Origin of the sequence: Mycobacterium noviomagense, assembly GCF_010731635.1 — a bacterium.
Classification (GTDB): Bacteria; Actinomycetota; Actinomycetes; order Mycobacteriales; family Mycobacteriaceae; genus Mycobacterium; species Mycobacterium noviomagense.
The window spans coordinates 1672175-1698257 of the sequence record NZ_AP022583.1 but is presented as its reverse complement, the minus strand read 5'-3'; the positions used below and the strand labels follow the sequence as shown (position 1 = coordinate 1698257).

Genomic DNA, 26083 nt, shown 5'->3' with positions numbered 1-26083 from the left:
TCGAACGCATTACGTTCAACCCGGCTCGCGGAGGGGGAGGCCGGCAGCGCGATAGATCGCATCGATGACGGCCATGTTCTCGACCGCGTCTTCCGGCGCCGTCTTCACCGGCTCACCGCGCAACACCGCTGCGGCGAAAGCGTCAAGTTGATACGCATAGGAGGCCCTTCGCGGGAAGCGCTCTCTACGATTGCCGTGGCCTGATCGGATCGACAGCCGATGAAAAAACTGAGGTGTCGCCGGGTTGAGCACACGCAGCTCGCCGCGGTCGCCAATCACCTTGGCGCTCAACCGCAGCAGATCCGACGACCACATCGAGCAGCGGACCCGACCGGTGTGTCCGCCCGCAAAGCGCACCTCGGCGCTCATCGCCCGGTCCACCTCAGGATCACGCAGTTTAGCCTGTGCCGCAACGACTTCCGGCGTCGAACCACCGAACGTGCGCACCATGTGGACCGCATAGCACCCGGCATCCATTGTCGCGCCACCCCCAAGGGAGTAGTTGTAGCGGATGTCGGAGAACTTCGGGAGGGGAAAGCACAAGGCGGCCTCCACCCGTTCAAGCTTGCCCAGCTCTCCTGAAGCGATGATCTGCTCAATGCGCAATGTCAACGGATGGTAGCGGTAATGAAATGCCTCCATCACAACGAGATCTGATTTCCTAGCCAGGTCAGCGATCACGCGGGCCTCGGAGGCGTTGGCAGTAAACGGCTTTTCACACAAGACGTGCTTGCCCGCAGCAATCGCAGCCCGAGTCCACCGCCCGTGCAAGCTATTCGGCAGCGGGATGTACACAGCATCCAGGTTTGGATCGGCGATCAGCGCGTCGTAGCTGTCGTGCACCCGAGGAATCCCATGCTTTTCGGCAAAGGCTTGACCACGGGACGCATCTCGTGCGGCCACCGCGGACACCGTGACTTCGGTGCTGTCCCGCGCTGGCTTGACGAGGGCCAACGGTGCGATGCGCGCTGCCCCGAGGATGCCGATCCGCACCGGGGCCCCGCGTCCAGACACGGACGTGATGCTAGCAGCTGGCCGGATTCGGCATCGAATTGCTCAGAGAAATGCGCCGGGTAGCGAGAAGTCGTCCAAGGTGCTCGAAAGCTCTTGCCGTAGGTCGTCATCCGAGTTGGGACGGCCCGGCTGATACGCGGTGACCGAGACAAACACCTGTCGGTGCACTACTCCAGACAGCACCATCAGAAGGCCGCCGAACCGGTCCATCATCGTCGTGGTCACGCCAGGGTAGAGAAGCCGCCCGGCGACGCGGTCGGCGTCTGTGCCATCTGGTCGGGCGGCGGCCGGGTTGACCAGACCGAGAGTGGATGAGACGACGGTGGTCGCATTTCCGGCGGGCCTGAGGAGCCGCTTGGGCAAGAGGGGCAACAGCGGAAGGATGGCCATCATTGCCCGCTCTTCGTCGGGCTCCTGGCGGTGCTGAATCAGCGCTTGCTTGATGGCGGACCGGATCTCGCGCAAGTCCGTCGTGGCAGATTCAGGGTCGACTGTGATGCCTATATTGCCGGTGGCGTTGGCGCGAGTATCGCCGGGGGTGCGCTCGTCGACCGGGATTTGCACTGCGACTGAGCCGTCTGTCGTGACGCGTCCGAGTCTGTGGGCGAGGCGAGCTGCCAACCCCGCAAGCAGTGCGCTGCCGGTACCGCCGAGCGACTGTGCGCGTCCCTCCCACTCGTCGGCATCGACGAAAATCGTCGCCATTGGAAGCGTGATCGTTTCATCGGCGCCATCGCGCAACACAGGCGGCGTCGTGGGGCGCCGGGCGGCAGCTTCGGCACTATTGCGACGACGGCGGGCCGACCGTACCGCGGTGGCGACGGCGCGACCCATAGCTCGGGTATCGCGCGCGGTTTGTCGGGCGTCTTCACGCACGGCCTGCCACCGCCGGCGCGACCCGGCGGCAGGCCAGCTGATCGGGTCGTCGCGGCCAAGCGACGCATCCGCCAGCGCCTCGATAAGCCCCAGACCGTCGGTGAGGCAATGGGAAATGACCAAGCTAACCCCGCCGCCGCCGTCGCTGAAGGGGAGCGCGGCAAGGTGCCATCCGGGCCCATGCGCGGGATCCAACGGGGTGCGGGCCTGTTCGTTGAGCCAGGCGTCGAATTCCTCACGCGGCCGGGGCGACGCGACGAGCTCGATGTTGGGTGAGCCGTTGGGAGATATCCAGCGGTGTCGGCCGAACCGCAGTGGTGATGGTTCGATGCGGCGGGACAACCGTCCCCGCTGAAGATGGTCATGGAACTGCAGCAGACCATCGATATCGATCGGACGGTCGTACGCCCAGAAACATTGCAGCAGGATGGTTACTCCTGCCACTCGCCCGAGGTCGAACAAGAACTGATCGAGCGGATCGAGTACGGTGTCCATTTGCTCAACGTACTTCTTCCCACCTGCCTATAAGGCGGTTACCCCTCCAAGGGCGACGAAATCGCAGGACACCCGCAAGATTTCGGGTACAGCTCGAGGCCGCAGCCACCCCCGAAAATACGGTGCGTCGTTGCTTCTTCCACTGAACTCGTTTAACGGTCCAAAACCTAAGGAGGACAACGGGTTGCGTCACAAGCTCATGTCAGCACGAGGTTGCAAAAAATATCGACCCTGGCGAGTTTCATTCTCCACAACGGCCCGGTTTCGCCGGTCAGCTAACGCGTCGACGGCGGGCGAAATCTTCGAGAAGGTTGGCGGCGGTGGCCACGCTTTGGGCCGGTGGGGTCATTTGGGAGGCGATCTGGCGGGCTCGGGCGGCGTAGTCGGGGGTCAAAATGGTGCGCAGATCGGCGACGAGTGATTGCTCGGTGGTGGTGGAAAAGCGTCGGGCGGTGCCGACCTGCAGCCGTTTGACCCGAGTTCCCCACAGCGACTGATCCAGGTCGGTGGACAGGATCAGTTGGGGCACGCCGGCGCGCAGGCCCGCGGCGGTGGTGCCCGCCCCGCCGTGGTGTACCAGCGCGGCACACGACGGGAAGGCGGCGGCGAAGTTCATCGTGTCCACCACCTTGGCGTGCTCGAAACAGGGGGCCTGGCTGTAGTCGGTGCCGGCGGCGCACACCAAGGCGCGCCGGCCCAGCTCCGCGCACGCGGTGCTGATCATGGTCAGGGTGTCGGCGGCCGAGTCGACCGCGATGCTGCCGAACCCGAAGAACACCGGTGGTGTTCCCTCGCCGATCCAGGCGGCGACCTCCTCGTCGGCGTCGGTGGGCAACTGCAGCGTCAGCGCCCCGACGAAGGGCCGTTGGCCGTTGAATCTGGCCCATTCGGCCGCCAGCCCGGGAAAGCACACCTCGTCATAGGCCTGGATTTCCAACGATCCGCGTTCCGCGATCCGTCGCGGCGGTGGGACCGTCGTCTTCGGCAGGCCCAATTCACGGCGCTGCGCGTCGTCGAGTTTTTTCGCGATACGCCATTGCGCCCATTCATTCACCGTCATTGCGGAGCGGATCACCGGCGACGGCAGGAATGGAACGAGTTGACCGTTGGCCCGCACCGGGACGAAATGCAGGGTGGCCAGCGGAATGTCGTAGTACTCCGCAACGTTGACAGCGGCGTCGTCGAAAATGAGTCCGGTGAGAAGAAGGTCGGCACTCTCCGCCAGCGAAGCGAGATTCGTGATCACTTCCCTCCGCCACTGGGAGCCGAGCTCTCTTACTTCGCGGCCCAACCTGCGCAGCTCTTGGATCCTCCAGGGGCTGTGGCGGAAACACGTCAGGAGCTTGCGCTGCGCTTCCACGAATGACTGCAAAACTGGCCCATAGGCGGTTGCAGACAGCCCAGCCAACTCGGCGAAGCCAACCAGGTCGGGGGAGACGGCCACGCGCACGTCGTGTCCGCGGCGCAGGAGTTCACGGCCGACAGCGGCGCAAGGCTCGACATCGCCGCGAGTTCCATAGCATGCCAGCACAAATTTCATTGCGTGCCCTTGCCCATCGCTTCCTAGCCCCCAATGCTGGCGTCCGGCCCCCAGTGTCACATGTAGATAATGGTCGACATGATTGTGGGGCAGATATGTGGAAGCGGTGCGTTCGGGCAACGACCCGACGCGGTTTCATCGAATCAGACTCGAATTTCTGATTCGATGCGTCGCTTCGCCCCTGGCGTCGGAGCCTGATCAGTGCCTGTGCGGATACGTCCTGCGCGTTCATCATTCAAGAGCCGCGCATCCGACGGTGACGCGCGGCCGGACAACCGGCTCGCGTTGCTGGACCAGACCTTGTTTGATAGCCATCGCGCCGCCGGCCAGAAGGAAATCATGCAGGTCGTATGGGTTTATGAGCACGCTATCGATTTCGATGGGCTGCGTCGTTTTCACCACAATCTGGGTCATGGTTTGTTGGGACGGCGCATTGAGCGTTCGCCGCTGCCGTTCGGCAGGCATCGGTGGGTGTTAGACCGGGGGCCGTCCGACATCGATATCGCTGAGCACGCGCGCCCGCGGTCTGAACTCAGCGACTGGGCCGATGAACGCTCACAACTACCTGTTGACCCGGAATCGGGGCCAGGCTGGCATGTTGGCGTACTTCCACTGACAGACGGTTCGACCGCGGTCAGTCTAGTGGTTTCGCATTACGTGCTTGACGGCCTGGGACTTGTCGTCGCGCTGATCGATGCGGTCATGGGCAACACGCGTGAGCTTGGCTACCCGCCGCCGCGTTCACGCAGCCGGCTGCGCGCGGTGGTTGAGGATGTCCGCCAAACGGTCCAAGACGCACCGCAGGTTGCCCGAGCGGTCGGCGCGGCAGCAAAGCTGGCCAGGGAACAGGCTGGTCGGCGGCGCAACAGCGCCCGATTGCCCGCATCGAGCCCCGTCGCCGGCAGCGGCGACGACGGCGATGACGTGATCATCGTGCCAGGTATCACGATCTCTATTGACGTGGATGAGTGGGACGCCCGTGCCACCGCTCTTGGCGGAACCAGCAACACCTTGGTCGGCGGGTTGGCCGCGAAACTCGCGGAGCGCATGGGCCGTCGCCGTGCCGATGACGGCGCCGTTGTCTTGCAACTCCCGATAAGCGAACGCGCCGAGGGGGATACGCGCGCCGTCGCGGTGTCGTTTGCACGCGTCAGCGTCGACCCGACGAGGGTAACGACGGATCTGCGTGACGCCCGCACCGAGATCAACCAGGCGTTGACGAGTCTGCGGCAGAAGGGAAGCGAGCAGCAGCCCCTGTGGCTGACCCTGTTCATGCCGAAGCCGGTGTTGAAACGGCTGGCCGATGCGGCGCTCAGCGATCCCGAGCGCCCGGTGTTTTTCTCCAACCTCGGCGGCCTCGGCTCGGTGGTGTGCCGCCTCGACGGCACTGACGCCGAGTACGCATCGGCACGTGGGCCTAGGCAAGACGTAAGGCGACAGTGGATCGAGCGAATAGGCGGCCAATTGAACGTGCTGTCTATGCGCCTCGCCGGCAAGATCGTCATCACGGTCCTCGCCTACCAACCTGGCGGCGAGAACACGAAGCCGGCTTTACGTGAGCTTGCGGCGCACACACTTGCCGACTTCGGCCTGACCGGCAAGATTGAATAGCGGTCGCCGGGGTCAGTACCGCACGTCGAACGTTGTCCTTGCGTGGCGAATCGACTTGAGCATCCTCCGTGCAAGCTGCTCCACCGCGGGTTGATCGAGCAGGGCAAGGTGGTCTTCAGCAAAACGATCCACCGTTAACGTCCCTTTGTGAAATTCGTCCCAGCCCAATAACTTTGCCTCGGCATAGTCTGCAGAGACCTCGCTCACGAAGAGGTGCAGCGGCACCTCATGGCCCGCCTGCTGATAGCGGAATACGAGATTGACGGCACCGCCATAGTCAAAGTCGTCGCGGCTTCGCCACAGCGAACTCGGGCCGGCGCGCAGCACCTGCAGCGCGACTTCGGCGTATTTCGCCCAGCGCTCACGCGCGGGCTGTTGGCGTAACCGGCGACGCTGCCATCGCAACGTCAGCGTCTCCCGCAGCGGTGGTGCCACAGTGTCGACAATGCCCAGCCAGTTGACCTGCTGGCCGGTAGCGACGGCCTGACGAGCCACCTCATAGGCTATGAGGCCCCCCAGCGAATAACCGGCCAACGCAAGCGGACCTTCCGGCTGCCGCTTGCGGATCGTCGAAATGGCTTGGCTGGCATGCTGTTCGATGGTTACAGATCTATCGAAGCGTCCACCCGGCTGTTCGGGAATCAACGCGTGGATAGGCTGTGCACGCCCCCACTGCGCCGTGAAGTGTCTCAGACTCATGGCCGAGACGGCTTCGGAGGAGATGAAATGCAGCGGTGGCTCGAAGGTTAATGCTTCGTAAGCGCTGGGGTTTTCGGCACCGATTAACTCGGCGAGTTCTGCGACGGTCCTGCCGTTATCGAGGAAAGCCGTGAGGGGCAGTGCCACACCAAACACTCGCTGAACTTCGGAGATCAGGCGGGCGGCCAGCAGGGAATGACCGCCGATATCAAAGAAGTCCGAATGGACGTCGGCGACCGGCCTGCCCAGCAGATTGGCCCACAGCGCGGCGACGCGTTTTTCGGTGTCGTTACGCGGAGGCTCGGAATCGACGCGGGCTGTTGCCCACCGCGACGGTACGGGCAGCGCTGCTTTGTCGAGCTTGCCCCCTGCGGTGGTGGGGAACTCGCTCAGATGCACGAACACGCTGGGGACCATGTATTCAGGGAGGCGGCGACGCAGCCATTCGCGCGCCTCGGCGTCGCTTGGGTGGCCGGGCTCGCCCACGATATATGCGACCAACTGTTGTTCGCGGTTGAACGCCTCGCGAGCGACTAGCGCGCATGACCCCACGTCTGGGTGCTCACACAAGATGGACTCGATCTCGCCCGGCTCTATGCGAAAGCCGCGAATCTTGAGCTGCTCATCGTAGCGGCCCAAATGCTGGATTCGCCCATCGGGCAAGAACCTGCCACGATCACCTGTGCGGTAGAGCCGCCCGCCGCCATGGAACGGGTCGTCGCCGAATCGACGCGCATGCTCGTCAGGGCGATTGAAGTAGCCGCGGCCCACTCCCACACCGCCGATGGCGATCTCGCCGGGCACTCCGATCGGTTGGAGCCGCCCGCGGGAGTCGGTGATGTACGCGCGCACGTTCGGCAATGGTCTGCCTACGGTGACAGTGTCTCCCTGCGCCAGCCGCGCGACGTTTGTGACGACCGTGGTTTCGGTGGGGCCGTAGGCGTTCCAGACCGCTGCGCACCGTTGCAGCAGCGCCGCGGCCAGCCCGTCGCTGAGCGCTTCGCCGGCGCACACCACGGTGAGACGACGGCTGCCGGGCCAGCCGGCACCGAGCAGGGCTCCCCAGGTGGTCGGTGTCGCCATCATGTAGGTCGCATCGCTCTCGGCGATAAGCCGGCCAAGCGCAGAGGGATTCGTCGCCTGCGCCGCCGTGGCCAGCACTATGCGTGCGCCACACGCCAGGGCACAAAAGATGTCGCCCAGCGCCATGTCGAAGCTGATGGAAGCCACTGAGAGCACGGTGTCGGAGTCAGCCACACCGAACTCACGAAACATGGTGTGCATCAGGTTTGCGACGCCCCGATGCTCGATCATCACGCCCTTGGGCCGACCCGTGGAACCGGACGTGTAGATCATGTAGGCGACGTCGTCGTAAGACACTGCGCGGGAATCGGCATCCTGGCCATAGCTATGCGGCCCTAGATCGCCGAGCTTGATGGTGGTTGCCGTGACCGCGTCCGCGGTGGCGGGCAGTTGGTTGTCGGTGAGAACGATGTTCGCGCCGGCGTCGTTGATGCAGAAGGCGTTTCGGGTGGAGGGCTGACGAGGGTCCAGCGGGAGGACGGCGGCGCCGGATCGGAGGGCTGCCAGAATGGCCGCCACCAGGTCGGGCGTGCGGTCGAGGAGCACCGCCACCACCGTGTCGGGCCCTGCGCCCTCCTGCAGCAACCGTGCCGCAATGGCTGCCGCGCGGTCGTCCAGTTGTCGGTAGGTCAGTGTCGTGTCGCCGACCTGTACCGCCACCGCGTCGGGTGTCTGTTCGACCTGGGACCTGATGATCTGGTGCACGCATTGAGACGAAATACCTTGTTCGCTCGTACGATTCCAGCTGAGCTGACAGCGATGCTCATCTGGGCTGACCAGATCATGGTCGGACATCGGAATGCCAGGCGACGCGGCGACAGCGTCGAGCAGGCGACGCCAATGCAACGCCATCTCGCGCGCCGTCTCACGGTCGAACAAATCGGTGCTGAAGGCTAGTCCGCCGGCGATGTGTCCTTCAGGCCGCTCGTCCAGCTCGAAACTGATGTCGAACTTCGCCGAGCCCACGGCATCGCGAACATCGGCGTCCATCACGTGCAGTGACCATCCATCAGCCGCGGACGTGATCGCCGGCTCAAACAGCAACGCGGCTTGAAAAAGCGGATCGCTGCGCGGATCTCGTGGTACGCCCAGGCCGGCCACCAACGTATCGAACGGAACCACCTCGCTGAACGCTTCGGTGACCACGCGCCGAATTTGGTCCACCAAGGCGGTGAAGGTCTCTTCGCCCGACACATGACACCGCAGGACCACCGGGGTGACGCAGTGGCCGGCCACCGCCCGCAGGTCGTTACGTTCGCGCAGATCATGCATGCTGCCGAAGACGACGTCGGTGGAGTCGGCGTAAAGATGTAGCCACCACGCGTATGCAGCGGCCAACGCGTGGAACAGGGTGCCGCCGGCGGTCCGAGCCGCCTCACGCAGCCCTTCGACGGTGGTGTGTTCGATCGTCAGCGGGATCGTCCCGCCGGCAAAGCTCTGATGCGGTGGCCGGGGGTGATCGAGTGGCACCTGAATCGGCGTGCTGTCAGCAATCCGCTTGCGCCAGTTGGTGATTCGCCCAGCTACTTCAGGCGCGCGGACCCACTCGAGTTCCCACATCGTGTAGTCGGCGTACTGTGCCTGCGGGTCGGGCAACGACGACGGCGGGCCGCCGGCGTAGCTTCCGTACAGGGCTATCAGCTCTGGGAACAGCACGCGCTGCAACGTTGGCCCGTCGAAAACCAGCTGGTGTAGTCCTAGCTGGAGCCGGTGGTCAGCCTCGGTGATGCGAATCAGCCTCGGGCGAATCAGTGGCCCCTCGACAAGGTTGTACGGATGCAGCGCGTCGGCCGCTGCGATCTCGGCGGCCCGCTGAATAGCCTCTTCGCGCCCCAGGGTTGACAAATCGGTGAGCGGCAGGTCGAGATCCGCTGCGTCCCGGACAAATTGATGAGGCACGCCGTCAACGGTCCTGAACGTGGTGCGCCATGCTTCATGCCTCGCGACCACCTCGGTGAGCGCACGGCGTAGCGCTTCCACGTCGAGCGGGCCCGCCTTGCGGATCGTGATCAACTCGTTGTAGGCCGGTGAGTCCGGCGCCAGCTGGGTCAGATACCAGACCCGGGTTTGCGCAATCGACAGTGGCAGCAAGTCCGATTCTGGTCGCGCGGTGACCGAATGCGTCTCGGCCGTGGAGTGCCCACCGAGCGCTTGGACAGCCTTAGCAGCCGCCCCGTTCCGGCCCGATTCTGGCGATGCCACGGTTAACCCACTGCCTTAGGCCCAGCCCGAGCGATGGCGCGGGCGGCGTCGGCGATGCCGCCGCCGACCGTTTGCACCTTCGTGCCGGGCGCGTCGGCGTGCTCGCAGCTCATGTGCATGTGGCTGACTCCGTGACGAACTGCTTGCACGCCGTCGACTCGTCGCCACGCCAAAGCCGCCGCCGCAAACACATCACGAACGATAACCTCATGCCAGCCCGGACGCTATGACTCGCACGAACCGGCGCAAATATTGCGCATCAAGATCACCGATCTCTTATTACTACACTCGTGGGCAATCTCGAAGTTCTCGTCATCCGCGTAACCGGTTGCGCCTGTAGCTTCCTCCGTTAATCTGCTGGGAAGGCTTGGCTATCGGCCAAGACAAGACGGGCGCGCATCACGTGAGGCGGTTATATGCAGGCGACTAGCCTACCCAGACCAGCCAGGTGGCTTTTTCGCAGCATCGAGCTTGCTGCCCGTTTTGAGCCGATCCGTCGAGTGCTTTTTGACTACTACGATAAAAGGCTGATGCGTTTAGCTCCCGTCCACCCATTTGACAATCAATACGGAGTAAGAACGAGCGGAGCTCTGCCCGGATCCGTTCTTCGGCTCGGGTATTCTCTCAAAGACACCACGGCTTACGTCGGGTATCTCGGCGTGCAACCGAGTATCGTTCGCCGGGCGTTGAACATTCTCCCGCTCCACAATGACGCCACTTTCCTCGATCTGGGGTGCGGTAAAGGACGTGCTTTAGTAGTGGCCTCAGAATTTCCTTTTCGAGAAGTCGTAGGTGTGGAGATAACGCCAGAGCTGGCGAAAGTTGCTCAAGAGAATGCTCGTGTGATCGCTCAGAATTGGCCGCAGCGGCCGCCGATAACCGTTGTCAACGGGGATGCTCTCGATTACGAACTTCCCGGCGGCAAGCTTGTCATTTTTTTGTACAACCCTTTTGGCGAAGACCTGGTCACAAAGCTCTTGGCGCGCATTGAGTCCGCTCTACGAACGGGGCCTAGCAACATTTGGGTTGTCTACATCAACCCGGTGTGGGGCAACATATTCGACAGCTCTCCGACACTAAGCAGGATCTATGCCGAATCGATTCCGTACGATCCTGCGGAGATAGGGTTTGGTCCGGACTCTTCGGACCTGGTCGTCATATGGCAAGACGCAAAAAGCACGCCTGTGACTGATTCTGAAAGCGTCGACAGACAGATCGTGATGACGAACTTCGGCCTTCGCGCTGAACTCGCCGACTAGCTAGCCCCAGCAGGTCCTCTCCCGCTGGGCGACGGGTAGCCGACCTCATCCGTGCTCCGCCGTGCGCCAGCTGTCACGAAACAACCAGGGAAGCTTGAAAAGAAGCCAACCGACAACGACCAACCGGTAGGGTTTCCGACCGTGGGGAGCGCGCTGCTGATGTTCGGGTTAGGGCTCTTCACCGGGATCAATCCCATCCGTGTCGGGCTCACACTTCTGGTGATCTCCCGGCCGCGGCCCGTGCAAAACCTTCTGGTCTACGGGCTCGGCGGCCTGATGGTAAGTATTCCGTGCCTGGTGGTCCCGCTGCTGGTACTGCATGTCACACCACGGTTTAGAACTGTCGTGCATGATGTGGCCACTCCGGGAACGGGCGCGAGTTCCGTCGTCCGACATATTCAAGTCGGCTTGGGTGTGATCGTGCTGTCGGTTGCCGCAGTGACGGTCGTGCGGTCGCTGATGGGTCGGCGTCAGCGTACGCAGGTGCCGGCATCCGTGGGCGCCACGTCGACTCTGGTGCGCGACTCGGCCACGCCGCCCCCAATCGCGCGGTTGCTAACGCCCGCGCAGGACGAGCCGACCGAGGGCGGATCTGCCATCCGGCGACTGCTCGGCCGCGTCCGCAATGCGTGGGCGAACGGATCCCTGTGGGTCTCATGGGTGATCGGCTTTCTTTTCGGGGGGCCGGGAGCCGACGAGATGCTCTACGTCGTCGCTCTCATCGTCGCCACGGGAGCTGCGATCGGCACGCAGGTCAGCTCCGCCATCGCGTTTGTCGCCGGGGTGCTTGTCGTCGTCGAGATGGCGCTCGGCTGCTACCTGGCCCGGCCGGCGAAAACCCAAGCGCTAGTGGAACGGCTGCACGACTGGGCGCGCACACACCGCCGGAAGATCATGGTGACCATGTGCACAGTGGGCGGGGCCTGGCTCTTGGTCGTCGGACTGACCAGCGCCTGACCTGACGCTGTTCATCGCGTTGCTGCGGGCACTGGTGCGTGACGCGCTCGGTATGATCTTTCCTGAGTATCGGTAGTCGAACGCTATGTTGTCGAAGGGAATCGCATGACCGCCCATGCCGAGCAGTTGGAGTTTCAGGCCGAGGCGCGCCAACTGTTGGATTTGCTGGTCCACTCGGTGTACTCCAACAAGGACTCCTTTTTACGGGAGCTGATCTCGAACGCCTCCGATGCGCTGGACAAGCTGCGGCTGGAATCGCTGCGCAACAAGGAACTGGACGTCGACACCTCCGATCTGCACATCGAGATCGAGGTGGACAAAGAAGCCCGCATTCTGACCGTTCGCGACAACGGCATCGGTATGACGCGCGACGAGGTCGTGGACCTCATCGGAACGCTGGCCAAGTCGGGTACCGCCGAGCTGCGCCAGAGGCTGCGTGACGCCAAGAACGCCGCCGCCTCCGAGGAGCTGATCGGCCAGTTTGGTATCGGTTTCTACTCGACGTTCATGGTGGCCGACAAAGTCGAGTTGCTCACCCGCAAGGCCGGCGAAAGCGACGCCACCCGATGGGTCTCGAGCGGTGACGGCACCTACACCATCGAATCCGTCGACGACGCGCCGCAGGGAACGTCGGTGACGCTGCACCTGAAGCCGGAAGACGCCGAGGACGGGCTGCACGACTACACCGCGGAGTGGAAGATCAGGGAACTGGTCAAGAAGTACTCCGACTTCATCGCCTGGCCCATCCGAATGGAGGTCGAGCGGCGAGAACCGGCCGGCGAGGAGGGCGGCGAAGAGCAGGTCACCATCGAAAACCAGACCCTCAACTCGATGAAGGCGCTGTGGGCCAAGTCCAAAGACGAAGTCTCCGAGGACGAGTACAAGGAGTTCTACAAGCACATCGCTCATGCCTGGGACGACCCGCTCGAGGTCATCCCGATGAAGGCCGAGGGCACCTTCGAGTACCAGGCTCTGCTGTTCATTCCCTCGATCGCCCCGTTCGACCTGTTCAACCGGGACGCCAAGGTCGGGGTGCAGCTGTATGTCAAGCGGGTGTTCGTCATGGGTGACTGCGACCAGCTCATGCCGCACTACCTGCGCTTCGTCAAGGGCGTCGTCGACGCAGAAGACTTGTCGCTCAACGTTTCCCGCGAAATCCTGCAGCAGGATCGGCAGATCGCGGCGATCCGTCGACGGCTGACCAAAAAGGTGCTCTCGGCGATCAAAGACATGCAGTCCGGGCGGCCCGACGACTACCGCACGTTCTGGATTCAGTTCGGCAGGGTGCTCAAAGAGGGCCTGATGTCCGACTTCGAAAACCAGGACACCCTGTTGCGTCTGTGCTCGTTCGCCTCGACGCACAGCGACGAAGAGCCCACCACGTTGCCCGAGTACGTCGAGCGCATGAAGGAGGGTCAGGAGCAGATTTACTACGCCACCGGCGTTTCGCGGGAGCAGCTTCTGAAGTCACCGCATCTGGAGGCATTCAAGGCGAAAGGCTACGAGGTGCTGCTGCTCACCGACCCGGTCGACGAGATCTGGGTGGGGCAGGTCAGCGAGTTCGACGGCAAGCCGCTGCAGTCGGTGGCCAGGGGTGAGATCGACCTCGAGTCCGAGGACGAAAAGAGCGAAGCGGAACGCGAGCAGCAGGAGAAAGACTTCGCCGGCTTGCTGACATGGTTGACCGAGACGTTGAGTGCCCACGTCTCGCAAGTTCGGTTGTCAAAGCGGCTGACCGAGTCGCCGGCCTGCCTGATCACCCCGACCTTCGGCATCACCCCCGCGCTGGCGCGAATGTACCGGGCTTCCGGGCAGCCGGTCCCCGTCAGCAAGCGGATCATGGAAATCAACCCCAAGCACCCGCTCGTCACCGGCCTGCAGCAGGCCTACAACGATCGTGGCGCCGATCCGGCACTGGCCGAAACCGCCGAATTGCTCTACGGCACAGCAGTTCTCGCGGAAGGCGACGTACCCGAGGACCCGGCGAAGTTCGCCGGACTGGTGGCCGATCGCCTGGCTAAGACCATGTAGGAGACGGTACTGCAGCGTCAAATAACGCCGTCTGCCGATGGTCGTTCCTGCACTGGTCAGTGATCGGTCATTATCGGGTCCCACACGCGGGAGAAGCCAAAGTCACTGAAGTCGTTGATATTTCGAGTAGCGAACTCATCTACTCCATGGTGGCGTAGTGTCAGCGCCAGCCTGGCATCAAACAGGCGTCGGCGGGCAATTCCGGGCGTGGCCGCCAGCACCCACACTTCGTTCATCACAGGGGCATTCTCGATGAGCGCCCACCGCCGGTTACGACGGAACGTCTGACATATCTCCACCGCATCGGGGCCATCGAGCGGTCGCGTCACCACTGCTGGGTTCCGCAGCAATTGGTACAGCTCCATGAGTACCAGCTCACAGATTGCGACGTCAGTCCGACCGGCGTACTCGACGAGGAACGCCGCGGCGGCGGCATGTTCGGGGCAATCCTGATTTTGGGCATACAGCAGGAGATTGGTATCGATCGAGAGCACGGGCGAGTCACGCCTCGTTCGCGAGCTCGCGCCACGCCTCTTGGGTCACTCGAAACGAACCGAGCCGGCGCGGCGTGGGTGGCTGCCATGTGTCGGACGCCGCGTCGCGGGGCGGATAAATTTCCACCATGTGCTCAAGCCCCCGACGGACGACTTCGGCAAGGGTCATTTCGTGCTCGCGCGCGACGCGCTTGGCGTCGCGGTAAAGCTCATCGGGTAGCTGGACTTGGGTGCGGATCATACATCGAATTTACATGTGTATCGAAAACACATCAACGCGGGCGTGGTGGTTTGACCGCGCCGCTCAGGTCTCTAGTGTGACCTTGAGCTGCTCGCCGTAGGTACTAAGGCATCCGCTGCTCATCATGTCGTTGTGTGTGCAGTCGACCGAGTAGGCCGTGATGTCGCCGGCGACGTAAGGCCGCCACTTGTGGACGTGGGATGAACCGTTCTCGCTTTGCGCGGCAGAGAATATGACCACGTCGCCGTCGAACACGTCAGGAACGTGCTCGGAGAGATAGAACTGGTTGGCGTGCGCGCTTTGGACCATGTGCTCGAAGAGCTCTCGCGGCGGAAGAACCAGCTCCACCGCTTCGCGGTGTTGGTGGACGAGGTCCTCTGCCTGCTCATAGGTGAGCGGCTCCAACTGTTCGGGAATGGAGATACCGCTCATCTGCAAGAAGCGCTCAAGGATGTGGCTCTCGATTTGGTGTTTTTCTGAAGTTTCTTCTGCCGGTGAGCCATTGGCGGTGTGCACGGGGTCGAGCATGATCAGCCGTTGGACGACGTGGCCCCGGCGGCGAAGCTCGATGGCCAGCTCGTGCGCGACGACGCCGCCGAACGACCAGCCGAGAATCCGGTACGGCCCAGCCGGATACAGGGCCTGCAGGCGATCCGCATAGTTCTTCGCCATGTCGCGGATCGACCGCGGTTTCGCTTCGCCGTTATGCGAAATCTGGTTGATGCCGATGATCGGGCAATCCAGGTAATAGGCCAGGCCCCGATAGGGATAGCTGATCCCGGTACCTTCGTGAATGCAGCACAGCGGAACACCCGTGCCTTCCTTGAGCACCTCGACTGGCACCACTTCGGCTGCGCTGTCGTGCCTGGCCAACTGCTGGCTGAGGCCGCGCACCGACGGCGTCTGGAACACGGTGCGCACCGCGAGATGCGTATCTAGAGCCCTGTTGATCGCGGCGATCAGGCGCATCGCCGACAGCGAGTCCCCGCCGAGCTCGAAGAACGAGTCGTCGACCCCGACGCGCTCGATCCCGAGGACCTGGGCGTAGATCTCGGCCAGGATCCGCTCAGTGGGGGTGGCCGGGGCGCGGTAACGGTTGACATCCCGGTATTCCGGTGCGGGCAGAGCTCGTTTGTCGAGTTTGCCGTTGGGCGTCAGCGGCAGTGCCGTCAAGGCCACCACCGCGGCCGGAATCATGTACGGCGGCAACCGGTCGGCCAGCGCGGCGCGAACCTCGGCCGGGTCGGCGGTGCCGGTGACATAGCCGACGAGGCGCTTGTCGCCCGGGCGGTCTTCGCGAGCAAGCACCACCGCGTGCTCCACTCCGTCGAGCTCGGCCAGCGCCGCCTCGATATCGCCGAGTTCGATGCGGTAGCCGCGGATCTTGACCTGCTCGTCGACGCGTGCCACGTACTGCAGCTGCCCGTCGGCGCCCCACGACACCAAGTCGCCGGTGCGATACATCCGGGCGCCGGTGCCACCGAACGGGCACGCCACAAACCGCGACGCGGTCAATCCGGATCGCCGCCAATACCCAACGCCCACACCGGAACCGGCGACGTACAACTCACCGACCACTCCGGCCGGCACCGGCCGCAACCACTCGTCGAGCACGAACAACGCTGCACCCGACAGCGGCGAGCCGATCGGCGCACCCGCCCCGGCCGTCAACGGTGCGCTCATCGCCACCCACACCGTCGCCTCGGTGGGGCCGTAGGCGTTGATCATCACCCGCTCCGGCGCCCAGCGGTCCACCAGCTCGGCCGAGCACGCCTCCCCGCCCACCAGCAACGCCGTCGACTCCAACCCCTGCGGCGAAAGGACCGCCAACGCAGACGGTGTCTGGTTCAGGACATCGACCTGTTCGGCAACCAGCAAATCGTGGACGTCTTCCGGTGAGGTCCCCACCGACTCGGGCACCACCAGCAACCGACCGCCGTGCAACAGCGCGCCCCAGATCTCCCAGACCGAGAAGTCGAAGGCGAACGAGTGGAACTGGGTCCACACCTGTCTCGGTGGTAGGGGCGCGTCGAGCTTCCCCATGAGCTGGACGACGTTGCGGTGGGTGATCGCCACGCCCTTCGGGACACCCGTGGTGCCTGAGGTGTAGATCAGGTAGGCGATGTCGTCGGGGGCCGGTGCGGGCAGCGCCGCGGCGGGCTGGGTGTCCACGACGGCGTCGTTGACGTCGATGACCGGCAGCTCGGAGCTGTCCAGCCGGTCGGCCAGCTCGGCGGTGGTGACCGCGGCGACGGGCGTGGCGTCGGCCAGCATGAACTCCATGCGCGCCGACGGGTGCGCCGGGTCGATCGGCAGGTAGGCGGCCCCGGTCTTGAGGACGGCGAGAATCGCCACGATCGCCTCGGCGCAGCGGGGGAACAGCAGTGCGACGCACTTTCCAGGGCCTGCGCCGTGGCCGGCCAACAGGTGCGCCAACCGGTTGGAGGCCTCGTCGAGCTCGCCGTAGGTCCAGGAAACCCCCTCGCATGTCAGCGCGGCTGCATCGGGTGCCTGGGATACCTGCGTGGCGAACAACTCCGGAATCGACACCGATGTGCCGGCCGGACGGCTCAACACCGCCCGGTTGCCCCACTCGGCCAAGCGAGCCTGCTCGGCCGCATCGAGCAGATCCACCGAGGACAGCCGTCGGGCCGGGTCGGCGGTCAGGGCCGTCAACACCCGCTGCAACCGTTCGACTAGCGTTTCGATGCTGGCGGCGTCGAACACATCGGTGCGGAATTCCACCGCGCCGGAAATCCCTGCGGCCTCGCCGGTTTCGCTCCAACGTTCGCCCAGGAAAAACGCCAGATCCATGCGGGCGGTGTGGGTGTCCACCGGCAGCGGGGTGACCTGCGCATCACCCAATGCCATCCCGGCAGCGCCGGTTGCTTGCCCGGCGAAGTTCTGCCAGGCCAGCACCACCTGGATCAGCGGGGAGTACGCGAGGCTGCGGGTGGGATTGAGCCGCTCCACCAGCACCTCGAAGGGAACGTCCTGGTGCTCGTAGGCGGCGAGGCTGCGCGCGCGCACATGGTCCAGCAGCTCGGCCACGCTCGGATCCCCGGCCAGGTCCACTCGCAGCACCAAGGTGTTGACGAAGCAGCCCACCAGCTCGTTGAGGGCTGGGTCGCGCCGGCCGGCGACCGGGAACCCGACTGCGACGTCGCTGCTGGCGCTGATCTTGGAGAGCAGTACCGCCAGGGCGGCCTGAAGCACCATGAACGTGGTTGCGTTGTGTTCGCGGGCTACGTGCGCCATTTGCTGCTGTAGCTGCGCGGGCCAGTTGATCGGTACCTGGGCGCCGCGGTGGTCGGCGACCGCGGGATAGGGCCGATCGGTGGGCAGCTGCAGACGTTCCGGCATGCCGGACAGCGCGTCCTGCCAGTAATTCAGCTGGGCAGCGATGCGGCTGTCGGGGTCGTCGAGATCACCGAGTTGGGCGCGCTGCCATAGCGTGTAGTCGACATACTGCACGGGCAGCGGCGCCCACGCGGGGTGCTGTCCTTGGCAGCGGCTGCCGTAGGCGAGGGCCAGGTCGCGCACCAGCGGCGTGATCGACCAGCCGTCCGCGGCGATATGGTGCGCGGTGGCAACCAGCACGTGGTCGTCGTCGCCGACCTTGAAAAGCATTGCGCGCAGCGGGATTTCGATTGACAAGTCAAACGGGTGACGTCCGGCGCTCTGGATGGCCTCCTCCAGGCGGGAGGGCGGCCAGCTGGTCGCGTCGATGATCTGCCAGCCGAGCTCGACACGGTCGGCGGCCAGCACCAGCTGCCGGGGTATTCCCTCGACCGCCGGGAACAGGGTGCGCAGGCTTTCGTGGCGGGCGACCACATCGGCCAGCGCGTGGCCGAGCGCGTCGGCGTTGAGCGTGCCGCGCAGCCGCAACGCCACCGCCATGTTGTACATCGGTGACGGCCCCTGCAGCTGGTCGATAAACCACAACCGCTGCTGGGCGAACGACAACGGCACCACCGACGGGCGCTGCACTGGCGTCAACGGCGCCAGCCGACCCTCGTCGCGACCGACCTGGAGTGCGAGCTGGGCAACCGTGGGCGCTTCGAAGACGGCGCGCACCGAAAGGCTGCCATCCAAACTCGTGTTGATCGCGGCGATCAGACGCATCGCCAACAGCGAATCCCCACCCAGGTCAAAGAAGGAGTCGTCGACGCCGACCCGCGGCACGCCGAGCACCTGGGCGAAGATGCCGGCCAGGACTTCCTCGATCGCGTTGGCCGGGGCGCGATACCGATCGGTTTCGCTGTATTCCGGTGCCGGCAGGGCGCGTTTGTCGAGTTTGCCGTTGACGGTCAGCGGCAACGCGTCCACCGTCATCACCGCAGCCGGGACCATGTACTCGGGCAGCCGCTCGGCGAGCTGGGCGCGGATGTGTGCCGGGTCGGCGGTGCCGGTGACATAGCCGACCAGGCGTTTGTCGCCGGGGCGGTCTTCGCGGGCGATCACCACCGCCTGCTCCACGCCGTCGAGCTCGGCCAGCGCGGCGCGGACGTCACCGAGCTCGATGCGGTAGCCGCGGATCTTGACCTGCTCGTCGGCGCGGCCCAGATAGTGCAGCTGGCCGTCGGCGTCCCAGCGCATCAAGTCGCCGGTGCGATACATGCGTTTTCCGGGCGCTCCGTCGAACGGGCATGCGACGAACCGCGTCGCCGTCAGCCCGGCCCGGCGCCAATATCCGCAGCCCAGTCCGGTGCCGGCCACATACAGCTCGCCGACGACGCCGGCCGGCACCTGGCGCAGCCAGCCGTCGAGCACGAAGAAGCCGAGGTGGCTCAACGGCACACCGATCGGGCTGGTGTTTTGCTCGACGTCGCCGGCGACGATCTCCCGGAACGAGGCGTGCACCGTGGTCTCGGTGGTGCCGTAGAGGTTGAGCAGGCGCGGGGCTTCGGGGTGGTGGTCGAGCCACGGCCGAAGGCGCTGGGGCTCCAGCGCTTCACCGGCGAACACCACAGCGTCGAGCTGCAGCTGTTGGGCGACCTCGGGTGCGAGGGTGTCGGCGCTTTGCAGCGCGTAGAACGCCGAGGGGGTCTGGCTCAAGACGTTGACCTGTTCGGCGACCAGCAAGGCGTGGAAGTCCGCGGGTGAGCGCACCACCTCGTCGGGCACCACCACCAGCCGCCCGCCGTCCAACAGGGCGCCCCAGATCTCGCACACCGAGACGTCGAAGGCGTAGGAGTGCCACTGCGACCACACCGCCGCCGTGGGGAGATCGGCGCGCAGCGAGTCCAGCAGTTGGGTGACGTTGTAGTGGGTGATGGCGACGCCCTTCGGGACACCGGTGGTGCCGGAGGTGTAGATGAAGTAGGCGAGGTCATCGGCAGCGGGTGCAGGCAGTGCCGTGGCCGGATAGGTCGGTATGCGCGGGTCGGCGATGTCGATGACGTGCAGGTCGTGGCCGTCGAGTCGATGGGCCAGCTCCGCGGTGCTGACCGCGGCGATCGGCTTTGCGTCGCCGAGCATGAACTCAATGCGGGCGGCGGGCAGCGCGGGATCGATCGGCAGGTAAGCTGCGCCGGTCTTAAGCACTGCCAGGATGGCGACGATCGCCTCGGCGGAGCGGGGGAACAGCAGCGCCACCGACGCCCCGCGGCCTGCCCCGTGCGCGGTTAACAGGTGCGCCAACCGGTTAGCTGCCTCGTCGAGTTCCCGGTAGGTCAGCGAGCGCTCGCCGCAGGTGACCGCCACTGCGTCCGGAGTTTGGGCTGCCTGCGCGGCCAGCAGCGCCGGAATCGATTGCTTTGCGGCTGTGGGGTGGCTTAAGGCTGCGCGGTTGCTCCAGGTGTTTAGGCGGGCGTGTTCACCGGAGTCGAGGACATCGACCGAGGAGAGTCGGCGGTTCTCGTCGGCGGTCAGGGCGACCAGCACGCGCTTGAAGCGCTCGATCAGCGTTTCGATGCTGGCCGGGTCGAACACGTCGGTGCGGAATTCCACTGCGCCGTTGATGCCGGCGGGCTCACCGGTTTCGGTCCATTGTTCGCCGAGGGCGAACGTCAGGTCCATGCGCGCGACCTGGGTGTCTGCGGGCAGAGGAGTGAGCTGAAGATCGGCGAAGGGCAGCTCTTGCGGTTGGCCGCCGAAGTTCTGCCAGGCCAGCATCACCTGCACCAGCGGGTGGTGGGCGAGGCTGCGGGTCGGGTTGAGCCGCTCCACCAGCACTTCGAAGGGCACGTCCTGGTGTTCGTAGGCGGCCAGGCTGCGGGAGCGTACTTGGGTTAGGAGTTCGGCGACGCTGGGGTCGCCGGCCACGTCGACGCGCAGGACCAAGGTGTTGACGAAGAAGCCGACCAGCTCGTCGAGGGCGGGGTCGCGGCGCCCGGCGATGGGGAAGCCGACGGCGACGTCGGTGCTGGCGCTGAGCTTGGCCAGCAGTACCGCTAGAGCGGCTTGCATCACCATGAAGCTGGTGGCGTTGTGTTCGCGGGCCAGTCGGGCGATCTGCTGCTGCAGTTCGGCCGGCCACTCCAGCGCTATGCGGGCGCCGCGGTAGTCGGCGACCGGGGGATACGGCCGATCGGTGGGCAGGTCCAGCCGCTCGGGCATGCCGGCCAGGGTGTTCTGCCAGTAGGCCAGCTGCTCGTTGATGCGGCTGTCGGGGTCGTCGAGCTCGCCGAGCTGGGCGCGCTGCCACAGCGTGTAGTCGGCGTACTGCACCGGCAGCGGCGCCCACTCGGGGGCGTGTCCTTGGCGGCGGCTGGCGTAGGCCACACCCAGGTCGCGCACCAGCGGGGCGATCGACCATCCGTCGGCGGCGATGTGGTGCACGACGGCTGCCAGCACATGATCGTCGTCGCTGACTTTGAAAAGCCTTGCCCTTAGCGGGATCTCGGTTGCCAGGTCGAACGGCTGACGGGTCGTGGTCTCGATACCCTCTCGGAGCTGGTTTTGCGACCAGCCGGTGGCATCAACGACGTCCCACCCGAAGTCGGCGCTCTCAACGGGGATAACCAGCTGTTGGGGTGTTCCCTTGAGCGTCGGGAAGAGTGTGCGCAGGCTTTCGTGCCGGGCCACCACATCGGCGAGCGCTTGGCCGAGCGCGTCGGCGTCGAGCGTGCCGTGCAATTGCAGCGCCACCGCGATGTTGTAGATCGGCGACGGGCCTTGCAACTGATCGATGAACCACAGCCGCTGTTGGGCGAACGACAACGGCACCACGGCGGGTCGCTCGACCGGTGTCAACGGCTCGACGCGACCCGCGGCGCCACCGATACGGAGTGCGAGCTGGGCCACGGTGGGCGCCTCGAAGACAGTGCGCACCACCAGGTTGGTGTCCAAGGCGGTGTTGATGGCGGCGATCAGGCGCATCGCGGAAATGCTGTCGCCGCCGAGTTCGAAGAAGGAGTCGTCGACACCGACTCGGTCGATGCCGAGGAGTTGGGCGTAGATGCCGGCCAACAGTTCTTCGACCGCGTTAGTGGGGGCCCGGTAGCCGGCGGTGTCGGCGTACTCGGGGGCGGGCAGGGCGCGGGTGTCGAGTTTGCCGTTGACCGTCAACGGCAGCGCATCCAGGGCCACGATCGCCGCGGGCACCATGTAGCCCGGCAACCGCTCAGCCAGCTGTGCCCGCACCGCGGCGGGGTCCGCCGACCCGGTGATGTAGCCGACCAGGCGTTTGTGGCCGGGGCGGTCCTCGCGGGCGATCACCGCCGCCTGCCGGACCCCGTCCAAAGCGGCCAGGGTGGTCTGGATTTCGCCGAGTTCGATCCGATACCCGCGGATCTTGACCTGCTCATCGGCGCGGCCCAGATAGTCCAGCTGCCCATCGGCGCGCCAGCGCACCAAATCCCCGGTGCGATACATCCGCGTGCCGTCACCGCCGAACGGGCAGGCCACAAACCGGGATGCGGTCAGCCCGGCCCGGCGCACGTAGCCGTAGGTCACGCCGGCACCGGAGACATACAGCTCACCGACGACTCCGGCGGCGACGGGGCGTAGCCACCCGTCGAGCACAAACAACGCCGCACCCGGTGCCGGCGCCCCGATCGGCGGTGCCCCGGAGCCCGGCGTCAACGGCGCGCTGAGCAGCACCACCATCGTGGTCTCGGTGGGGCCGTAGGCGTTGATCATCACCCGCCCCGGCGCCCAGCGGTCCACCACCTCAGCCGGGCAGGCCTCACCGGCCACCACCAGCGCCGTGGACTCCAAACCCTCTGGCGAGAGCGCGCCCACCGCCGAGGGGGTTTGCGTCAACACGTCGACGTGTTCGGCAACCAGCACATCGTGAAGCTGTTCGGGTGAGCGGACCACGTCGTCGGGCACCACCACCACCTGGCCGCCACCGAGCAACGGGCCGAAGGTCTCCCACACCGAGGTGTCAAACCCGTACGTATGACATTGCGCCCACACCCCGTCAACCGGCAGATAGCCACCCAACACCGTCAGCAACTGGGTGACGTTGTGGTGGGCGACGGCCACGCCTTTGGGGATCCCGGTGGTACCGGAGGTGTAGATCAGGTAGGCGATGTCCTCGGGGGCGGGGCCTGGCAACGCTGTGCCCGGATACGTCGGGATGCGGGGATCGTCGATGTCGATGACCGGCAACTCGTGCCCATCGAGCCGCGGGCGCAGCTCGGTGGTGGTGATTGCGGCGATGGGGGCGGCGTCGGTGAGCAGGAAGTCGATGCGGGCGTCGGGCAGTGTGGGGTCGATGGCTAGGTAGGCCGCCCCGGTTTTGAGCACCGCCAGCATCGCCATGGTCGCCCCGGGCGAGCGCGGCAGCAGCAATGCCACCCGCTGCCCGCGGCCCACGCCGTGGTCGGCCAGCAGGTGGGCGAACCAGTTGGACACCTCGTCGAGTTCGCGGTAGGTGCACGCATGCTGCCCGCATGTCAGTGCCACCGCCTCGGGGGTGCGCGCCGCCTGGGCGGCGAACGCCTCCGGAATCGACACCGCCGTCGCGGGCCGGGTCAGTGCCGCCCGGTTACCGACCTCATCCAGTCGTGCATGCTCCGCTTCGTCGAGCAGATCAATCGAGGACAGCGGTCGGGTGGGGTCGGCGGTGATGGCCGCCAACACCCGCTTGAACCGCTCCATCAGCTGTTCGATGCTGGCGGCGTCGAAAACCTCGGTGTCGTACTCGATGCGAACGCCGATTTCACGCCCCGGCAAGGCCAACACCCCAAGCGGGTAGTGGTTGTATTCGCGGCTGGTGATGTCGGTGACCGCCAGCCCGTCGACGCCCGACAGGGCTGCGGCGTCGACCGGGTAGTTCTCGTAGGCGAAAACGGAGTCGAAGAGCCGGTCGTGGCCGGTGAGGCGGTGGATTTCGGGGAGCGGCAGGTGCTGGTGGTCGAGGGTGTGGTTGTGGGTGCCTTGCAGCTGGTCGAGTAGGTCGGCGGGGGTGGTGGTGGGGGTGATGCGGGCCCGCACCGGCACGGTGTTGATCAACAGCCCGACCATCGAGTCGGCGCCGGGCAGGTCGGCGGGCCGACCCGACACTGCCGTGCCGAAGGCGACATCGTGCTGACCGGTCAGCCACATCAGCAGTTGCGCCCACGCCGCCTGAAGCACGGTGTTGACGGTGACCTGGTGCCGGCGCGCCAGCTCGCTCACCGCCCGGGTGATGTGTTCGGGAACGTTGACTGCGGCAACACTTTTGGCTCCCAGACCCAATCTCTGCGCGGGTCCGACGAGGGTGGGGGTGTCGAAGTTGTGGAGGGCGTGTTGCCAGGCTTGGCGGGCGGCGTTGTGGTCGCGTTGGGTCAGCCAGGTGATGAATCGGCGGTAGGGGGTGGGGGCGGGTAGGTGCTGGCCGTAGTAGGCGGTGAACAGTTCGCGCAGCAGGATGGGCATGGACCAGCCGTCGAGCACGATGTGATGGTTGGTCAGTATCAGCCGGTGTTCATCGGGTGCGGTGCGGATGAGCGCGGCCCGGAATGCCGGCTGGTCGCTGAGGTGGTAGACCTCGGCGCGTTCGGCGGCACAGAGTTGGTTTATCTGTTCGTCGATGTCGACGCCGTCGAGTTGGAGGTATTGCCATGGTGTTTGGGGTTGGGCGGGGATGATTTGCACCGGCTCGTCGAACTGGTCGCTGAAGCGGGCCACCAGGTTGGGGTGGCGGGTGATGACGGTGTGCAGCGCGTCGCGCAGCCGGTGCGGGTCCAGTGGGCCGGTGATGGTGATGGCCAGTTGCACGGCGTAGATGTCGTCGCCGCTGGCGGGGGTGGTGCTGGTGTGAAACAGCAGGCCCTGCTGCAGCGGGGTCAGCGGCAACACATCAGCGACGGGTTGGTGCTGGCAGAGCTGGTCGAGTTGCTGCTGGCTCAGGTGGGCGGGGGCGATGTCAGACGGGTCAGCCCGCCGCCGCCGGCGCGCACGTGCGCGCAGATGCCGCGCAACGCCTCAAACCACAACTCGCTGAGCCGGGCGATCTGGGTGTCGTCGAGCACCGAGGGCGCCCAGCTCCAGCCGGCCTGCAGGGCCGGGCCGGACTCGGTGTCGACGGTGGCGGCGTTGAGTTCGACGGTGTGCGCCAACGCCATCGGGATGGCCGCGGCCGCGCCGATTTTTGACATGCCCTGGGCGCTGATGCGCCACAGCTGCTCGGAGGCCTGCTCGGGTGAGCTTGAGCCGCCGAGGCGGCCCAGGTAGTTGAACCCGATCGGCGGATCGGGGTCGTCGAGGTCGATGCCGGGGTTGAGGTAGCGCAGCAGCCCGTAGGACAGCGGGTCGGGCAGGGCGCGCAGTTGTTCTTTGGCGTCTTTGATCAGCGCCCCCAGCGCGGGCCCACCGGCGACCACCTGCGCCCAGTCCAGGCCGGCGACCCGCAACGCCACCGGGTATTTGGCGGTGAACCAGCCCACCGTGCGGGACAGATCCAGCTCCGCACCCAACTGCTCCTCGTGGCGGCCATGACCCTCCACGTCAACACCCACCGGGCCGGTGGGGTCCCCCACAAACTCGGTGATCGCGATGCCGAAGGCGATCAGCAGGATGTCGCCAATGCCGGTGTGAAACGCCGCGGGCACCTCACCGAGCAGCATCCGGGTGCTCTCCACATCCAGTTGCGCCGAGGAATGCCCGGCCGTCGCGTAGGTGTCGATCCCCGGGTCGGGCGCGGGCAGCACGGCCGGGGCGCCGGCCACCTGCCGCCACGTCTGGGCGGTGGCGGTGACCTCGGGGCGCTGGGCGTGCTCGTGCAGCAGGGCGGCCCAGCGGGCAAACGAGGTCCCCGGCGCCGCCAACGCGATCGGCTGGCCGGCCCGGTGCTGGGCCCAGGCCACGTTGAGGTCCTCGAGCAGGATCCGCCACGACACCCCATCCACGGCCAGGTGGTGAATCAGCACCACCAGCCGCCCGGTGTCAGCCACCCACAGCGCGCGCAGCATCACCCCGGCCGCCGGATCCAACCCCGAGCGGGCCGCCACCAACGCCTGCTCCGACAGCGCTTCCACGGTGTGCACCCGCTCGTGGGCGTCGACCGATCCGGGCTCGGGCACCACCAGCACCCACCCGCCTGCCGTGTCGTGGTGTTCGAGGCGCGCGCGCAGCATCGCGTGGCGATCCAGCAACGCCTGCACCAGCACCACCACATCGGTTTGGGTCACCCCGGGCGGGGCCTGCA

At 65.5% G+C, this 26083-nt stretch carries 13 protein-coding genes and 1 pseudogene; 4 read left to right on the top strand and 10 right to left on the bottom strand.

All coding sequences use genetic code 11. The features are described 5' to 3' along the window. Nucleotides 1-15: 15 nt before the first annotated feature. From G6N15_RS07875 to G6N15_RS23140, 4 genes are all read right to left on the bottom strand, one after another. Nucleotides 16-1014, bottom strand: coding sequence for a Gfo/Idh/MocA family protein (locus G6N15_RS07875; RefSeq protein ID WP_083090123.1), 999 nt, complete (start codon nt 1012-1014; stop codon nt 16-18). Nucleotides 1015-1056: 42 nt separating this feature from the next. Next, nucleotides 1057-2385 carry a condensation domain-containing protein gene (locus G6N15_RS07870; protein WP_083090122.1) on the bottom strand — a complete coding sequence of 443 codons (1329 nt, stop codon included), beginning with the start codon at nt 2383-2385 and terminating at the stop codon, nt 1057-1059. 271 nt (nt 2386-2656) lie between these two features. Then, nucleotides 2657-3925, bottom strand: coding sequence for a glycosyltransferase (locus G6N15_RS07865; protein ID WP_163747986.1), 1269 nt, complete (start codon nt 3923-3925; stop codon nt 2657-2659). A gap of 231 nt (nt 3926-4156) precedes the next feature. After that, the gene (locus G6N15_RS23140; RefSeq protein ID WP_232070524.1) at nt 4157-4390 is read right to left on the bottom strand and encodes a hypothetical protein; all 234 of its coding nucleotides are present in this window, start codon (nt 4388-4390) and stop codon (nt 4157-4159) included. Between G6N15_RS23140 and G6N15_RS07860 the strand changes: the two genes are divergently transcribed. Then, nucleotides 4295-5536, top strand: coding sequence for a wax ester/triacylglycerol synthase family O-acyltransferase (locus G6N15_RS07860; RefSeq protein WP_232070432.1), 1242 nt, complete (start codon nt 4295-4297; stop codon nt 5534-5536). The genes G6N15_RS23140 and G6N15_RS07860 overlap by 96 nt on opposite strands. A gap of 12 nt (nt 5537-5548) precedes the next feature. On the opposite strand, the gene G6N15_RS07855 is transcribed toward G6N15_RS07860, so the two are convergent. Both G6N15_RS07855 and G6N15_RS07850 read right to left on the bottom strand, forming a co-directional pair. Further along, on the bottom strand, nt 5549-9520 hold the full coding sequence (locus G6N15_RS07855; RefSeq protein ID WP_083089884.1) for a non-ribosomal peptide synthetase: 3972 nt from the start codon (nt 9518-9520) through the stop codon (nt 5549-5551). 2 nt (nt 9521-9522) lie between these two features. Beyond that, nucleotides 9523-9711, bottom strand: a complete 189-nt coding sequence (locus G6N15_RS07850) for a hypothetical protein (RefSeq protein WP_139798037.1) — start codon at nt 9709-9711, stop codon at nt 9523-9525. 225 nt (nt 9712-9936) lie between these two features. Here G6N15_RS07850 and G6N15_RS07845 point away from each other — a divergent pair, with 225 nt between their 5' ends. The 3 genes from G6N15_RS07845 (at nt 9937) to htpG (ending at nt 13767) form a co-directional block, all read left to right on the top strand. Further along, nucleotides 9937-10779: a class I SAM-dependent methyltransferase gene (locus tag G6N15_RS07845; protein WP_083089883.1), complete on the top strand. Its 843-nt coding sequence runs from the start codon at nt 9937-9939 to the stop codon at nt 10777-10779. A 141-nt stretch (nt 10780-10920) separates the two neighbouring features. Beyond that, a complete protein-coding gene (locus G6N15_RS07840) occupies nt 10921-11736 on the top strand; it encodes a GAP family protein (protein ID WP_232070372.1) in 816 nt (271 codons plus the stop codon). 105 nt (nt 11737-11841) lie between these two features. Further along, nucleotides 11842-13767, top strand: a complete 1926-nt coding sequence (htpG, locus tag G6N15_RS07835; protein WP_083089882.1) for a molecular chaperone HtpG — start codon at nt 11842-11844, stop codon at nt 13765-13767. Nucleotides 13768-13823: 56 nt separating this feature from the next. Here htpG and G6N15_RS07830 read toward each other — a convergent pair whose 3' ends face one another. The 4 genes and pseudogenes from G6N15_RS07830 to G6N15_RS23760 form a co-directional block, all read right to left on the bottom strand. Beyond that, the gene (locus G6N15_RS07830) at nt 13824-14261 is read right to left on the bottom strand and encodes a type II toxin-antitoxin system VapC family toxin (RefSeq protein ID WP_083089881.1); all 438 of its coding nucleotides are present in this window, start codon (nt 14259-14261) and stop codon (nt 13824-13826) included. Between the two features lie 7 nt (nt 14262-14268). Beyond that, entirely contained in the window at nt 14269-14502 is a 234-nt protein-coding gene (locus G6N15_RS07825; protein ID WP_083089880.1) for an antitoxin, read from the bottom strand. A 63-nt stretch (nt 14503-14565) separates the two neighbouring features. Next, on the bottom strand, nt 14566-24735 hold the full coding sequence (locus tag G6N15_RS23765; RefSeq protein WP_408632414.1) for a non-ribosomal peptide synthetase: 10170 nt from the start codon (nt 24733-24735) through the stop codon (nt 14566-14568). Between the two features lie 47 nt (nt 24736-24782). After that, nucleotides 24783-26069, bottom strand: a pseudogene (locus G6N15_RS23760) (condensation domain-containing protein); the annotation flags it as partial. Between the last annotated feature and the right edge of the window lie 14 nt (nt 26070-26083).

What these genes read in the sequence shown, in the direction of transcription:
- G6N15_RS07870 (WP_083090122.1), bottom strand. Translation starts at nt 2,385, where the DNA reads ATGGACACCGTACTCGATCCGCTCGATCAGTTCTTGTTCGACCTCGGG.
- G6N15_RS07865 (WP_163747986.1), bottom strand. Translation starts at nt 3,925, where the DNA reads ATGAAATTTGTGCTGGCATGCTATGGAACTCGCGGCGATGTCGAGCCT.
- G6N15_RS23140 (WP_232070524.1), bottom strand. Translation starts at nt 4,390, where the DNA reads ATGCCTGCCGAACGGCAGCGGCGAACGCTCAATGCGCCGTCCCAACAA.
- G6N15_RS07845 (WP_083089883.1), top strand. Translation starts at nt 9,937, where the DNA reads ATGCAGGCGACTAGCCTACCCAGACCAGCCAGGTGGCTTTTTCGCAGC.
- htpG (WP_083089882.1), top strand. Translation starts at nt 11,842, where the DNA reads ATGACCGCCCATGCCGAGCAGTTGGAGTTTCAGGCCGAGGCGCGCCAA.
- G6N15_RS07825 (WP_083089880.1), bottom strand. Translation starts at nt 14,502, where the DNA reads ATGATCCGCACCCAAGTCCAGCTACCCGATGAGCTTTACCGCGACGCC.